Source organism: Kitasatospora sp. NBC_01302 (assembly GCF_035976515.1).
In the GTDB taxonomy this organism is placed as follows: Bacteria; Actinomycetota; Actinomycetes; order Streptomycetales; family Streptomycetaceae; genus Kitasatospora.
In genome coordinates this window covers 3,434,076-3,448,678 of sequence record NZ_CP108404.1, presented here as the reverse complement: position 1 = coordinate 3,448,678, position 14,603 = coordinate 3,434,076, and the positions used below count along the sequence as shown (strand labels likewise).

Sequence of the window (14,603 nt, the reverse complement as noted above, 5' to 3'; positions counted from 1 at the left end):
GCCGGTTTGACTCCCGGCAGGACGGTGCGTAGGGTTCTCCGAGTTGCCCGGACCACGTGATGTGGCGGCGAGTAAATCTGATGAGCGTGAAAATCGCGAGACAGAAACTCTGCTAGAGTCTGGGAGCGCCGAAAGCCGAAAGGCCGGAAGCGAAATGCGGAAAGCGAAGCGGAAAAGGCACTGAGCCGGATCTGATAAGCTGGAAACACGAAAGAACGAAGCGCCCGGAGGGGCCACGGAAGTGGCTGCAAAGGAAGCGTCCGTTCCTTGAGAACTCAACAGCGTGCCAAAAGTCAACGCCAGATATGTTGACATCCCCGGCCTCGATCGCTTGATCGGGGTTGGAGATTCCTTTTGAAGTAAAACACTAGCGAGGACGCAGTGCGCGAGGCCACCCTATTCCGGTGGTTGTCGTGCCGCTCGACGCGGGTGTTGCTCGTGCTTTTAATTAAGCACTGCCGAGCAGACATTCACGGAGAGTTTGATCCTGGCTCAGGACGAACGCTGGCGGCGTGCTTAACACATGCAAGTCGAACGGTGAAGCCCTTCGGGGTGGATCAGTGGCGAACGGGTGAGTAACACGTGGGCAATCTGCCCTGCACTCTGGGACAAGCCCTGGAAACGGGGTCTAATACCGGATACGACCTTCCTCTGCATGGGGGTTGGTGGAAAGCTCCGGCGGTGCAGGATGAGCCCGCGGCCTATCAGCTTGTTGGTGGGGTAATGGCCTACCAAGGCGACGACGGGTAGCCGGCCTGAGAGGGCGACCGGCCACACTGGGACTGAGACACGGCCCAGACTCCTACGGGAGGCAGCAGTGGGGAATATTGCACAATGGGCGAAAGCCTGATGCAGCGACGCCGCGTGAGGGATGACGGCCTTCGGGTTGTAAACCTCTTTCAGCAGGGAAGAAGCGCAAGTGACGGTACCTGCAGAAGAAGCACCGGCTAACTACGTGCCAGCAGCCGCGGTAATACGTAGGGTGCGAGCGTTGTCCGGAATTATTGGGCGTAAAGAGCTCGTAGGCGGCCTGTCGCGTCGGATGTGAAAGCCCGGGGCTTAACCCCGGGTCTGCATTCGATACGGGCAGGCTAGAGTGTGGTAGGGGAGATCGGAATTCCTGGTGTAGCGGTGAAATGCGCAGATATCAGGAGGAACACCGGTGGCGAAGGCGGATCTCTGGGCCATTACTGACGCTGAGGAGCGAAAGCGTGGGGAGCGAACAGGATTAGATACCCTGGTAGTCCACGCCGTAAACGTTGGGAACTAGGTGTTGGCGACATTCCACGTCGTCGGTGCCGCAGCTAACGCATTAAGTTCCCCGCCTGGGGAGTACGGCCGCAAGGCTAAAACTCAAAGGAATTGACGGGGGCCCGCACAAGCAGCGGAGCATGTGGCTTAATTCGACGCAACGCGAAGAACCTTACCAAGGCTTGACATATACCGGAAACGGCTAGAGATAGTCGCCCCCTTGTGGTCGGTATACAGGTGGTGCATGGTTGTCGTCAGCTCGTGTCGTGAGATGTTGGGTTAAGTCCCGCAACGAGCGCAACCCTTGTTCTGTGTTGCCAGCATGCCTTTCGGGGTGATGGGGACTCACAGGAGACTGCCGGGGTCAACTCGGAGGAAGGTGGGGACGACGTCAAATCATCATGCCCCTTATGTCTTGGGCTGCACACGTGCTACAATGGTCGGTACAAAGGGCTGCGATACCGTGAGGTGGAGCGAATCCCAAAAAGCCGGCCTCAGTTCGGATTGGGGTCTGCAACTCGACCCCATGAAGTTGGAGTTGCTAGTAATCGCAGATCAGCATGCTGCGGTGAATACGTTCCCGGGCCTTGTACACACCGCCCGTCACGTCACGAAAGTCGGTAACACCCGAAGCCGGTGGCCTAACCCTTGGGAGGGAGCCGTCGAAGGTGGGACCAGCGATTGGGACGAAGTCGTAACAAGGTAGCCGTACCGGAAGGTGCGGCTGGATCACCTCCTTTCTAAGGAGCACACGGCCGGATGCGAGCGAATGTCTCGCACGGTTGCTCATGGGTGGAACGTTGACTATTCGGCACACAGGGTTGGTTGTTTCCTAGTACTGCTTCGGCGTGGAACGGTTACGGATGATCTGGTGTGTCGGGCACGTTGTTGGGTCCTGAGGGAACGAGTAATCGTTGTCTCAGTGCCGGTCCCACGGACCGACCTGGTGTTTGCCGGGTTGTGTAGGTGGGTGTCTGGTCGTTGTTTGAGAACTGCACAGTGGACGCGAGCATCTGTGGCCAAGTTTTTAAGGGCGCACGGTGGATGCCTTGGCACTAGGAACCGATGAAGGACGTGGGAGGCCGCGATAGGCCCCGGGGAGCTGTCAACCGAGCTTTGATCCGGGGGTGTCCGAATGGGGAAACCCGGCAGTCGTCATGGGCTGTCACCCATACCTGAACACATAGGGTATGTGGAGGGAACGCGGGGAAGTGAAACATCTCAGTACCCGCAGGAAGAGAAAACAACCGTGATTCCGGGAGTAGTGGCGAGCGAAACCGGATGAGGCTAAACCGTTGTGGTGTGAGACCCGGCAGGGGTTGCCACTTCGGGGTCGTGGGAAAGTTCTTCGGTCGTCTGCCGGCGATCGGGTGAGTCAGAAACCGTATGGGTAGTCGAAGGACATGCGAAAGGTCCGGCGTAGAGGGTAAGACCCCCGTAGACGAAACTTGTACGGCTCACTTGAGCTTCTCCCAAGTAGCACGGAGCCCGAGAAATTCCGTGTGAATCTGGCGGGACCACCCGCTAAGCCTAAATATTCCCTAGTGACCGATAGCGGATAGTACCGTGAGGGAATGGTGAAAAGTACCGCGGGAGCGGAGTGAAATAGTACCTGAAACCGTGTGCCTACAAGCCGTGGGAGCGTCGTTGGTCAGCTTGCTGATCAGCCGTGACTGCGTGCCTTTTGAAGAATGAGCCTGCGAGTTTGCGGTGTGTAGCGAGGTTAACCCGTGTGGGGTAGCCGTAGCGAAAGCGAGTCCGAATAGGGCGGTTGAGTTGCATGCCCAAGACCCGAAGCGGAGTGATCTAGCCATGGGCAGGTTGAAGCGCGGGTAAGACCGCGTGGAGGACCGAACCCACCAGGGTTGAAAACCTGGGGGATGACCTGTGGTTAGGGGTGAAAGGCCAATCAAACTCCGTGATAGCTGGTTCTCCCCGAAATGCATTTAGGTGCAGCGTCACGTGTTTCTTGCCGGAGGTAGAGCACTGGATAGGCGATGGGCCTTACCGGGTTACTGACCTTAGCCAAACTCCGAATGCCGGTAAGTGAGAGCGTGGCAGTGAGACTGTGGGGGATAAGCTCCATGGTCGAGAGGGAAACAGCCCAGAACACCGACTAAGGTCCCTAAGCGTGTGCTAAGTGGGAAAGGATGTGGAGTCGCAGAGACAACCAGGAGGTTGGCTTAGAAGCAGCCACCCTTGAAAGAGTGCGTAATAGCTCACTGGTCAAGTGATTCCGCGCCGACAATGTAGCGGGGCTCAAGCACACCACCGAAGTCGTGTCATTCACAGAATACGCCCAACGGCGCTGTGGATGGGTAGGGGAGCGTCGTGTGCCGGGTGAAGCGGCGGAGGAATCCAGTCGTGGACGGTATACGAGTGAGAATGCAGGCATGAGTAGCGATACAAGAGTGGGAAACTCTTGCGCCGATTGACCAAGGGTTCCTGGGTCAAGCTGATCTGCCCAGGGTAAGTCGGGACCTAAGGCGAGGCCGACAGGCGTAGTCGATGGACAACGGGTTGATATTCCCGTACCCGCTTTGAAGCGCCAACGCTGAACCTCTGAATGCTAAGGCCGTGAAGCCGGCCCGGAGTCTTCGGACAATGGGACGTGGTGGAGCCGCTGATCCGACAGGGTATTAGGTGAGCGATGGGGTGACGCAGGAAGGTAGTCCAGCCCGGGCGGTGGTTGTCCCGGGGTAAGGGTGTAGGACGCAAGGTAGGCAAATCCGCCTTGCACATAGTCTGAGACCTGATGCCGAGCCGATTGTGGTGAAGTGGATGATCCTATGCTGTCGAGAAAAGCCTCTAGCGAGTTTCATGGCGGCCCGTACCCCAAACCGACTCAGGTGGTCAGGTAGAGAATACCGAGGCGTTCGGGTGAACTATGGTTAAGGAACTCGGCAAAATGCCCCCGTAACTTCGGGAGAAGGGGGGCCGGAACTGGTGGAGGCACTTGCTGCCCGAGCTGGGGCCGGCCGCAGAGACCAGCGAGAAGCGACTGTTTACTAAAAACACAGGTCCGTGCGAAGCCGTAAGGCGATGTATACGGACTGACGCCTGCCCGGTGCTGGAACGTTAAGGGGACCGGTTAGCTCTGATTCGTCGGGGCGAAGCTGAGAACTTAAGCGCCAGTAAACGGCGGTGGTAACTATAACCATCCTAAGGTAGCGAAATTCCTTGTCGGGTAAGTTCCGACCTGCACGAATGGCGTAACGACTTCTCGACTGTCTCAACCATAGGCCCGGTGAAATTGCATTACGAGTAAAGATGCTCGTTTCGCGCAGCAGGACGGAAAGACCCCGGGACCTTTACTATAGCTTGATATTGGTGTTCGGTTCGGCTTGTGTAGGATAGGTGGGAGACTTTGAAGCGGCAACGCCAGTTGTTGTGGAGTCGACGTTGAAATACCACTCTGGTCGTGCTGGATGTCTAACCTGGGTCCGTGATCCGGATCAGGGACAGTGTCTGGTGGGTAGTTTAACTGGGGCGGTTGCCTCCTAAAGAGTAACGGAGGCGCCCAAAGGTTCCCTCAGCCTGGTTGGCAATCAGGTGTTGAGTGTAAGTGCACAAGGGAGCTTGACTGTGAGACCGACGGGTCGAGCAGGTGCGAAAGCAGGGACTAGTGATCCGGCGGTGGCTTGTGGAAGCGCCGTCGCTCAACGGATAAAAGGTACCCCGGGGATAACAGGCTGATCTTCCCCAAGAGTCCATATCGACGGGATGGTTTGGCACCTCGATGTCGGCTCGTCGCATCCTGGGGCTGGAGTAGGTCCCAAGGGTTGGGCTGTTCGCCCATTAAAGCGGTACGCGAGCTGGGTTTAGAACGTCGTGAGACAGTTCGGTCCCTATCCGCTGTGCGCGTAGGAGTGTTGAGAAGGGCTGTCCCTAGTACGAGAGGACCGGGACGGACGAACCTCTGGTGTGCCAGTTGTCCTGCCAAGGGCATGGCTGGTTGGCTACGTTCGGGAGGGATAACCGCTGAAAGCATCTAAGCGGGAAGCCTGCTTCGAGATGAGCACTCCCACCTCCTTGAGAGGGTAAGGCTCCCAGTAGACGACTGGGTTGATAGGCCGGATGTGGAAGCCCTGTAAGGGGTGGAGCTGACCGGTACTAATAGGCCGAGGGCTTGTCCTCAGTTGCTCGCGTCCACTGTGTTGTTCTGAAACAACGACCCCCGCCAGGGAAAGAACGGGCGGGTTGCGGTCGACAGTTTCATAGTGTTTCGGTGGTCATAGCGTGAGGGAAACGCCCGGTTACATTCCGAACCCGGAAGCTAAGCCTCACAGCGCCGATGGTACTGCAGGGGGGACCCTGTGGGAGAGTAGGACGCCGCCGAACAATCATTCCAAGAAAGCCCCCTTCCTTCGGGAAGGGGGCTTTCTTGCGTTTTACGAGCCGGCGGGGACGCTCTTGATGATCGAGAAGACCGCTCCGTGCGGGTCGGCGAGCTGAGCGAGCCGACCGACGCCCGGGGCGTCCACCGCGGGGGCACGCACCGCGCCGCCGAGCTCCTGGGTGCGGGCGATCACGGCGTCGGGGTCCTCGACCTCGAAGTACGGCAGCCAGTAGGAGCCGCCGGCCGCCTTGTCCTCGGGAAGCAGGCCGACGATGCCGCCCTGACTGGCGTCCGTGCCGCCGCCGGTGGGGGTGACCACGGTGTAGGTGAAGTCGCCGAACGGGACGTCCTGCGTCTGCCAGTCGAAGACGCTCGCGTAGAACCGCTTGGCCGCATCGGGGCCGCTGGTGTGCAACTCGGTCCAGCAGAGCGTGCCGACCGAGGTGACGGCCTCCAGGCCAGCCGTCTCGCCGGGCTGCCAGACGGCGAAGCGGGCGCCGGTCGGGTCGGTGTAACCGGCCATCCGGCCGTCGGTGAAGACGTCGAACGGGCCGAACCGGACCGCGCCGCCGGCCTGCTCGACGAGCTTGCCGGTCTGGTCGGCGTCGTCGGTCTTGAAGTAGAGCGTCCAGGCGGGGCGGGCGCCCTCCTCGGTGAGCGGCCCGAGTGCGCCGACGGTCCGCCCGTCGAGACGGAAGAAGCCGTAGCCGCCCGCATTGGGGCCGGCGGATTCGAAGGTCCAGCCGAGCAGGCTGGTGTAGAAGGTCTCGGAGGCCTGGAGATCGGGGCTGCCGAGGTCGAGCCAGTTCGGGGCGCCAGGGATGTAGCTGGTGGTCAGCATGGTGTTTTCCGCTTCTCTGCGGGCCCGGCGCGGTGGTCTGCGGCCACGGGGGGTCGAACCTGGGCCGGGCAGGACGGGATCGGCCCTCCACGTTCATGGTCGGCCTTGCACCGGGCGGTGACAATCGCGGGACCCGGCAGGCCCGGAGCGTCGGCGGGGTGTCACCGCGGCGGGGTAGCGTTCCTCACGCAGGGTTTGGCTTCGACACAGAACACGTGACACCGGACGAGTGGCACCGGCAGTGGCATGAGGGGGTCCCCGGATGGCCGGGCAGCGGTCCCAGACGGCGCAGGGGCAGGCGGCGGGCCAGGTGCCGGCCCAGCGGCAGCTGGCCGAGGTCGAGGGCGTGCTGGAACGGATCACCTATGCCAACGAGGAGACCGGCTACACGGTGGCCCGGGTCGACACCGGGCGCGGCGGCAACGACCTGCTGACGGTGGTCGGCGCGCTCCTCGGCGCGCAGGTGGGCGAGTCGCTGCGGCTGCACGGCCGGTGGGGTTCGCACCCGCAGTACGGGCGGCAGTTCACGGTCGAGAACTACACCACGGTGCTGCCGGCCACGGTCCAGGGCATCCAGCGCTACCTCGGCTCGGGACTGATCAAGGGCATCGGGCCGCGCTTCGCCGAGCGGATCGTGGAGCACTTCGGCGTCGACACGCTGACCGTGATCGAGGAACAGCCGGGCCGGCTGGTGGAGGTCCCGGGGCTCGGGCCGAAGCGGACCAAGATGATCGCCGCGGCCTGGGAGGAGCAGAAGGCGATCAAGGAGGTGATGGTCTTCCTCCAGGGGGTGGGCGTCTCCACCTCGCTCGCCGTGCGGATCTACAAGAAGTACGGCGACAGTTCGATCGGGGTGGTGAAGAACGAGCCCTACCGGCTGGCCTCGGACGTGTGGGGCATCGGCTTCCTGACCGCCGACCGGATCGCGCAGGCGGTGGGGATCCCGCACGACAGCCCGGAGCGGGTCAAGGCCGGGCTGCAGTACGCGCTGTCGCAGAGCAGCGACCAGGGGCACTGCTACCTGCCCGAGGAGCGGCTGATCGCCGACGGGGTCAAGCTCCTCCAGGTGGACGTCGGCCTGGTGATCGAGTGCCTGGCCGAACTGGTGGCGGAGGAGGGGGTGGTCCGCGAGAGCCTGCCGGGCGAGGGCGGCGAGCCGGTGGTCGCCGTCTACCTGGTGCCGTTCCACCGCGCCGAGATCTCGCTGTCGAACCAGCTGCTGCGGCTGCTGCGTTCGGAGACCGACCGGATGCCCGGCTTCGCGGACGTGGACTGGACGAAGGCGCTGGCCTGGCTGGCCCAGCGCACCGGGGCGGAGCTCGCGCCCGAGCAGGAGCAGTCGGTCCGGCTCGCGCTGACCGAGAGGGTCGCGGTGCTGACCGGGGGGCCTGGCTGCGGCAAGTCGTTCACCGTGAAGTCGATCGTCGCGCTCGCGCTGGCCAAGCGGGCCAAGGTGCTGCTGGCCGCCCCGACCGGGCGGGCGGCCAAGCGGCTGGCGGAGCTGACCGGCCATCAGGCCTCCACGGTGCACCGCCTGTTGGAGCTTCGGCCGGGCGGTGATGCGGCGTACGACCGGGACCGCCCGCTGGACGCGGACCTGGTGGTGGTGGACGAGGCCTCGATGCTGGACCTGATCCTGGCGAACAAGCTGGTGAAGGCGGTGGCGCCCGGCGCCCACCTGCTCTTCGTGGGCGATGTGGACCAGCTGCCCTCGGTGGGCGCGGGGGAGGTGCTGCGCGACATGCTGGCGGACGGCAGTCCGATCCCCTCGGTCCGGCTGACCCGGATCTTCCGCCAGGCCCAGCAGTCGGGGGTGGTGGTCAACGCGCACCGGATCAACGAGGGGCAGCCGCCGCTGACCGAGGGGCTGCCCGACTTCTTCCTCTTCGTGGAGGACGACACCGAGCGTGCGGCGGGCCTGGTGGTGGACGTGGTGGCCCGCCGGATCCCGCAGCGGTTCCGGCTGGACCCGCGCCGGGACGTGCAGGTGCTGGCCCCGATGCACCGGGGACCGGCCGGCGCGGGCAACCTCAACACGTTGCTGCAGGCCGCGGTCACCCCGGGCCGGGAGGGGCTGGCCGAGAAGCGCTTCGGCGGGCGGACCTTCCGGGTCGGCGACAAGGTGACCCAGATCCGCAACAACTACGAGAAGGGCCAGAACGGCGTCTTCAACGGAACGGTCGGCGTGGTGACCGCACTGAGCGTGGAGGACCAGCGCCTGACCGTGCTGACCGACGAGGACGAGGAGGTGCCGTACGACTTCGACGAGCTCGACGAGCTGCAGCACGCCTACGCCGTCACGATCCACCGTTCACAGGGCAGCGAGTATCCGGCGGTGGTGATTCCGGTCACCACCTCGGCCTGGACGATGCTGCAGCGCAACCTGCTCTACACGGCGGTCACCCGGGCGAAGAAGCTGGTGGTGCTGGTGGGCTCGCGCAAGGCGATCGGGCAGGCGGTGCGCACGGTGAGCGCGGGGCGGCGCCACTCGGCACTCGATCACCGGCTGGCCGGCTGAGGGCGAATGGGGTCAAGGGCTCCTGCGGGGGTATCTTGACGTGAAGAAATTGATGGACCAGCCTAGTCTTGTCACGATCTTGTCCGGTTCGTATGGGCGGGAGCATCGGTTCTTGTAGTACAGGGCTCTTTTGGGCCACCCCGGGTGCGCGGTCGTCCTCCGGATGGGGGAGGGTGGACGGGCAGGGCACCTTGGGAAGCGGATTTTCATTTCGTAGGTGAGGAAGCGCGTGAGCGAGAACAGTCAGGAATCTGTAGTACTGCGGTACCAGGGCGGCGAGTACGAGTACCCCGTCGTCGAGAGCACTGCAGGGAACTCCGGCTTCGACATCTCGAAGCTGCTCCCGCAGACCGGCCTGGTCACCCTGGACAACGGCTTCGGCAACACCGCTGCCTACAAGTCCGCGATCACCTTCGTGGACGGCGACAACGGCATCCTCCGCTACCGCGGCTTCCCGATCGAGCAGCTGGCCGAGAAGGGCAGCTTCATCGAGACCGCGTACCTCCTGATCAACGGTGAGCTGCCCACCGCCGACCAGCTGGCGGAGTTCAACAGCGAGATCACCCAGCACACCCTGCTGCACGAGGACGTCAAGCGCTTCTACCAGGGCTTCCCCCGGGACGCCCACCCGATGGCGATGCTCTCCTCGGTGGTCGGTGCGCTGTCGACCTTCTACCAGGACAGCCACAACCCGTTCGACGCGGCCCAGCGCCACCTGTCGACCGTGCGCCTGCTCGCCAAGCTGCCGACCATCGCGGCCTACGCGTACAAGAAGTCGGTCGGCCAGCCGTTCGTCTACCCGCGCAACGACCTGAGCTACGTCGAGAACTTCCTGCGGATGACCTTCGCGGTCCCCGCCCAGGACTACGAGCTCAACCCGGTGATCGTCAACGCGCTGGACAAGCTCTTCATCCTGCACGCCGACCACGAGCAGAACTGCTCCACCTCCACGGTGCGCCTGGTCGGTTCCAGCCACGCCAACCAGTTCGCCTCGATCTCGGCCGGCATCTCGGCGCTCTGGGGCCCGCTGCACGGCGGCGCCAACCAGGCCGTGCTGGAGATGCTGGAGCAGATCCAGAAGGACGGCGGCGACGTCGACGCCTTCATCCGCAAGGTGAAGAACCGCGAGGACGGCGTCAAGCTGATGGGCTTCGGCCACCGCGTGTACAAGGCCTTCGACCCGCGCGCCGCGCTGGTCAAGGGCCTGGCGCACGATGTGCTGGCCCAGCTGGGCAAGTCGGACGAGCTGCTGGAGATCGCGCTCAAGCTGGAGGAGCACGCGCTCAGCGACGACTTCTTCATCTCCCGCAAGCTGTACCCGAACGTCGACTTCTACACCGGCCTGATCTACCGCGCGATGGGCTTCCCGACCAGCATGTTCACCGTGCTGTTCGCGCTCGGCCGGCTGCCGGGCTGGATCGCCCACTGGCACGAGATGATCAACGACCCGACCAGCCGGATCGGCCGTCCGCGCCAGATCTACACCGGCACCGCGATCCGGGACTACGTCGCGCTCGACAAGCGCTGAGCCCCCTCCCGCACCGCACCTCGAAGGCCTCGCAGCACCGCTGCGGGGCCTTCGGCGTACCCGGCCGCCGAGCAGGGGCCGGAACAACAACGCACGGCGACCGGGGAGTGGACAAGGCCGGGAACGGCCGCTCAAAGCGTTCCCGGTCACCCCACTGCCCGGCGCCGTGCGCGCCGACCACCGCCGAGGCGACGGTCTTCCCGGGGCCCGCCGGGACCCCTTTGGCGGTGTGCCGACCGCGGGCGCGCGCCCCTCCCCGGGGGGAGGCGGGACGCGCGGTGCCGTTCCACGGTCGTACAGCCGCACTCACCAAGGTAAGACGTATCTGGGTCGGCAAAGTTACGTCCGGGGGGTGTGAGTTGCCTCTCGCTGCGTTCCGCGCCCCCTGCTTCACCCGCCCATACCACATGACTTCGGGCGCTCGGCGTCACCCTCCCCGCAGTGATGGCAACCCAGCGTGATAGGAATCGTGGCATTCCGGTACGGACAGGGCGGGAGAGACACAGATGGCCAGGAACGTTGTCGTCACGGGTGGTGGCACCGGAATCGGCCTCGAGATCGCCCGGCGGTTCGCCGACGCCGGCGACGCGGTGGTGATCGTCGGGCGGCGCCGCGCGGTGCTGGAGGCGGCGGCCGAACGGCTCGGCCCCACCGTCACCCCGCTGGTCTGCGACCTGGCCGACCCGGACGAGGTGGAGGCGGCGCTGACCAGGCTGCCGGCCCGGATCGACGTCCTGGTCAACAACGCCGGCAGCCGGGAGACCGGCTTCGGGGCCGGCCCGCACGCGCTGCTGGCCCGCTGGCGCGGCGACTTCGAGCGCAATGTGCTGACCGCCGTGCTGCTCACCGAGTCGGTCCGCGACCGGCTCACCCCGGGCGAGGGCCGGGTGATCACGATCAGCTCGATCGCCGCGCTGCGCGGGGCCGGCTCCTACGGGGCAGCCAAGGCCTCGCTGCACGCCTGGAACCACTTCCTGGCCGCCCAGCTCGGCCCCTCCGGGATCACCGCCAACCTGGTGGCGCCCGGCACGGTGGCCGGCACCGAGTTCTTCGGGCCGCGGCTGGACGAGGCCGAGGTCTCCCGGCGGGCCGCCCGCACGCTGCTGGGGCGGATCGGGGAGACCGGCGAGGTGGCCGCCGCCGTGCACTTCCTGGCCTCGCCCGAGGCCGGCTTCATCACCGGCGAGATCCTGCACTGCAACGGCGGCGAGCTCCTCGGGCGCTGACGGCCCGGCGTCCGCCGGACAGGCCCCGGGAACCCGCCGCGGTCGCGGGGGTCAGGCGCCGAAGCGGCGCAGCCGCAGGCTGTTGCTGACCACGAAGACCGAGGAGAAGGCCATCGTGGCGCCGGCGACCACCGGGTTGAGCAGGCCGGTGGCGGCCAGCGGGAGGGCGGCCACGTTGTAGGCGAAGGCCCAGAACAGGTTGCCCTTGATGGTGCCCAGGGTCCGCCGGGAGAGCCGGATCGCGTCGGCCGCCACCCGCAGGTCGCCGCGGACCAGGGTCAGGTCCCCGGCCTCGATCGCCGCGTCGGTGCCGGTGCCCATGGCCAGGCCCAGGTCGGCCTGGGCGAGCGCGGCGGCGTCGTTGACGCCGTCGCCGACCATCGCCACCGACCGCCCCTGGCCCTGCAGCCGCTTGATCACCGCGACCTTGGCCTCGGGCAGCACCTCGGCGATCACGTCGGCCGGCTCGATGCCGACCTCGGCGGCCACCGCGCGGGCCACCGCGCCGTGGTCGCCGGTCAGCAGCACCGGCCGCAGGCCGAGGGCGCGCAGCTCGCGCACCGCCGCCGCACTGGTGGGCTTGACGGTGTCGGCGACCACCAGCAGCGCGCGGGCGGCCCCGTCCCAGCCGATCGCGACGGTGCTGCGCCCGGCGGCCTCGGCGGCGGCCCGGGCCGCGGCCAGCTCGGCGGGCAGCGGCTGTGCCCGGTCGGCCAGCAGGCTCGGGCGCCCGGCGAGCACCGCGTGCCCGTCCACCACGCCCTGCACGCCCAGGCCCGGCAGGTTCGCGAAGCCCTCGACGGCGGGCAGCGGGCCCAGCTCGGCGGCGGCCGCGGCGGCGATGGCCCGGGCGATCGGGTGCTCGGAGGCGTGCTCCAGGGCACCGGCCAGGCGCAGCGCCTGCTCGCGGGAGACGCCCGAAGCGGTGTGCACCGCGGTCAGCGCCATCGCGCCGGTGGTGACGGTGCCGGTCTTGTCGAGCACGATGGTGTCCACCCGGCGGGTGGTCTCCAGCACCTCGGGGCCCTTGATCAGGATGCCCAGCTGGGCGCCGCGCCCGGTGCCGACCAGCAGCGCGGTCGGGGTGGCCAGGCCCAGGGCGCAGGGGCAGGCGATGATCAGCACGGCGACGGCCGCGGTGAAGGCCTCGGTGGCGCTGCCGGTGGCCAGCAGCCAGCCGATCAGGGTGCCCAGCGCGATCAGGATCACCACCGGCACGAAGACCGCGGAGATCCGGTCGGCCAGCCGCTGGGCGGCGGCCTTGCCGTTCTGCGCCTGCTGGACGAGCTCGGCCATCCGGGCGAGCTGGGTGTCCGCGCCGATCCGGCGGGCCTCGACCACCAGCCGCCCGCCCGCGTTGACGGTGGCGCCGGTGACCTGGTCGCCGACGGCGACCTCGACCGGGACGGACTCGCCGGTCAGCATCGAGGCGTCCACCGCGGAGCTGCCCTCGACGACCACGCCGTCGGTGGCGATCTTCTCGCCCGGGCGGACCACGAAACGGGTGCCGACGGTCAGTTCGGCCACCGGGACGCGGATCTCGCGGCCCTCGCGCAGCACCGCCACGTCCTTGGCCCCCAGGTCGAGCAGGGCGTGCAGGGCGGCCCCGGCCCGGCGCTTGGAGCGGGCCTCCAGCCAGCGGCCGAGCAGGATCAGGGTGGTGACGGCGGCGGCGGTCTCCAGGTAGAGGGCCGAGCCGGCGTCACCGCGGGTTATCGAGAGGGTGAACTCGTGCTTCATCCCCGGGTGGCCCGCGTCGCCCAGGAACAGCGCCCAGGTCGACCAGCCGAAGGCCGCCAGGGTGCCGAGCGAGACCAGGGTGTCCATGGTGGCCGCGCCGTGGCGCAGGTTGGTCCAGGCCGCCTGGTGGAAGGGCCGGCCGCCGTAGGCCACCACCGGGCCGGTGAGCGCGAAGGCCAGCCACTGCCAGTTGGTGAACTGCAGGGCCGGGACCATCGAGAGCAGGATCACCGGGAGGGTGAGCACGGCGCTGAGCAGCAGCCGGTCGCGCTGCGGGTCGCCGGCCGCGGCTGCCGCGGTGCCGGTGGCCGGGGCGTCGGGGGCGCTGGGGGCGGGCGGCGGCGCGGGGAGTTCGGCGGTGTAGCCGGTGCGCTCGACGGTGGCGATCAGGTCGGCCACGCTGACGCCGGGTCCGAAGTCGACCCGGGCCTTCTCGGTGGCGAAGTTGACGCTGGCCGCGACGCCGTCCATCCGGTTGAGCTTCTTCTCGATCCTCGCCGCGCAGGAGGCGCAGGTCATGCCGCCGATCGCGAGCTCGACGCGGTCGCTCGTGCCGACGGGGGCGGAGATGGCGGTGCTCATCGTGCGGGCTCCTTCGGGACCTTCGAGGAGGGGGAGGGGCGGGGGTGCCGGGGCCGGTCCGGCCCCGACCCCCGCGGGCGGCCTGACGGCGCGTGGCCTCAGGCCGCGGGGCCGACCAGCTCGTAGCCTGCCTCGTCGATGGCGGCGCGCACGTCGGCCACCTCCAGGGGCTGCTCGGAGGAGACGGTCACGGTGCCGGCCTTGGCGTCGGCGGCCACCTCGGTGACACCCTGCAGAGCGGCGAGTTCGGCACTGACCGACTTCTCGCAGTGGCCGCAGCTCATGCCGGTGACGGTGTAGGTGACGGTGTTGGACATCGCAGCCTCCAAAAGGGTGAGGGGCGCCGGGGACGGCGCGCCGTACTGTCGAGAACACGATACCCCCTAGGGGTATTCCAGGGGGAGGGTGGACGCCTGACGCGGTGAGACGGTCGCCATGGTCCGACGACCGACAGTAGCCCCACTGGTACCAGGCGTCGCTCTCCGCCGCTCGCGCTCCCCCGGACGGGCTGCGCTCCGGTCCGCCCGCCCGCCGATCGAGGGACGCGAAGGTGGGCGTCCGGGCGCAATGTCCGTAAT

General features: G+C 66.5%; 6 protein-coding genes and 3 rRNA genes. 6 read left to right on the top strand and 3 right to left on the bottom strand.

Features of this window, described 5'->3' with window-relative positions:
• Nucleotides 1-469 precede the first annotated feature (469 nt).
• The 3 genes from OG294_RS14650 to rrf all read left to right on the top strand — a co-directional run bounded on the left by OG294_RS14650 (nt 470) and on the right by rrf (nt 5,592).
• Nucleotides 470-1,991 (top strand): 16S ribosomal RNA (locus OG294_RS14650).
• 277 nt (nt 1,992-2,268) lie between these two features.
• A 23S ribosomal RNA gene (locus OG294_RS14645) occupies nt 2,269-5,388 on the top strand.
• Between the two features lie 87 nt (nt 5,389-5,475).
• Nucleotides 5,476-5,592 (top strand): 5S ribosomal RNA (gene rrf / locus OG294_RS14640).
• Together the 16S, 23S and 5S rRNA genes form the textbook arrangement of a ribosomal RNA operon.
• A 50-nt stretch (nt 5,593-5,642) precedes the next feature.
• Here the strand turns inward: rrf and OG294_RS14635 are convergent.
• A complete protein-coding gene (locus OG294_RS14635; RefSeq protein ID WP_327066947.1) occupies nt 5,643-6,431 on the bottom strand; it encodes a VOC family protein in 789 nt (262 codons plus the stop codon).
• A 262-nt stretch (nt 6,432-6,693) separates the two neighbouring features.
• On the opposite strand from OG294_RS14635, the gene recD2 reads away from it, so the two are divergent.
• From recD2 to OG294_RS14620, 3 genes are all read left to right on the top strand, one after another.
• A complete protein-coding gene (recD2, locus tag OG294_RS14630) occupies nt 6,694-8,949 on the top strand; it encodes an SF1B family DNA helicase RecD2 (protein WP_327066946.1) in 2,256 nt (751 codons plus the stop codon).
• Nucleotides 8,950-9,166: 217 nt separating this feature from the next.
• Nucleotides 9,167-10,477 carry a citrate synthase gene (locus OG294_RS14625; RefSeq protein ID WP_376778505.1) on the top strand — a complete coding sequence of 437 codons (1,311 nt, stop codon included), beginning with the start codon at nt 9,167-9,169 and terminating at the stop codon, nt 10,475-10,477.
• 506 nt (nt 10,478-10,983) lie between these two features.
• Nucleotides 10,984-11,703 carry an SDR family NAD(P)-dependent oxidoreductase gene (locus OG294_RS14620; RefSeq protein WP_327066945.1) on the top strand — a complete coding sequence of 240 codons (720 nt, stop codon included), beginning with the start codon at nt 10,984-10,986 and terminating at the stop codon, nt 11,701-11,703.
• A 51-nt stretch (nt 11,704-11,754) separates the two neighbouring features.
• Here OG294_RS14620 and OG294_RS14615 read toward each other — a convergent pair whose 3' ends face one another.
• Entirely contained in the window at nt 11,755-14,025 is a 2,271-nt protein-coding gene (locus tag OG294_RS14615) for a heavy metal translocating P-type ATPase (RefSeq protein ID WP_327066944.1), read from the bottom strand.
• Between the two features lie 98 nt (nt 14,026-14,123).
• The gene (locus OG294_RS14610) at nt 14,124-14,342 is read right to left on the bottom strand and encodes a heavy-metal-associated domain-containing protein (protein WP_327066943.1); all 219 of its coding nucleotides are present in this window, start codon (nt 14,340-14,342) and stop codon (nt 14,124-14,126) included.
• Nucleotides 14,343-14,603: the final 261 nt, after the last annotated feature.

Excerpts from the sequence above, each read along its gene's own strand:
- OG294_RS14635 (WP_327066947.1), bottom strand. The coding sequence starts at position 6,431 with ATGCTGACCACCAGCTACATCCCTGGCGCCCCGAACTGGCTCGACCTC.
- recD2 (WP_327066946.1), top strand. The coding sequence starts at position 6,694 with ATGGCCGGGCAGCGGTCCCAGACGGCGCAGGGGCAGGCGGCGGGCCAG.
- OG294_RS14620 (WP_327066945.1), top strand. The coding sequence starts at position 10,984 with ATGGCCAGGAACGTTGTCGTCACGGGTGGTGGCACCGGAATCGGCCTC.
- OG294_RS14615 (WP_327066944.1), bottom strand. The coding sequence starts at position 14,025 with ATGAGCACCGCCATCTCCGCCCCCGTCGGCACGAGCGACCGCGTCGAG.
- OG294_RS14610 (WP_327066943.1), bottom strand. The coding sequence starts at position 14,342 with ATGTCCAACACCGTCACCTACACCGTCACCGGCATGAGCTGCGGCCAC.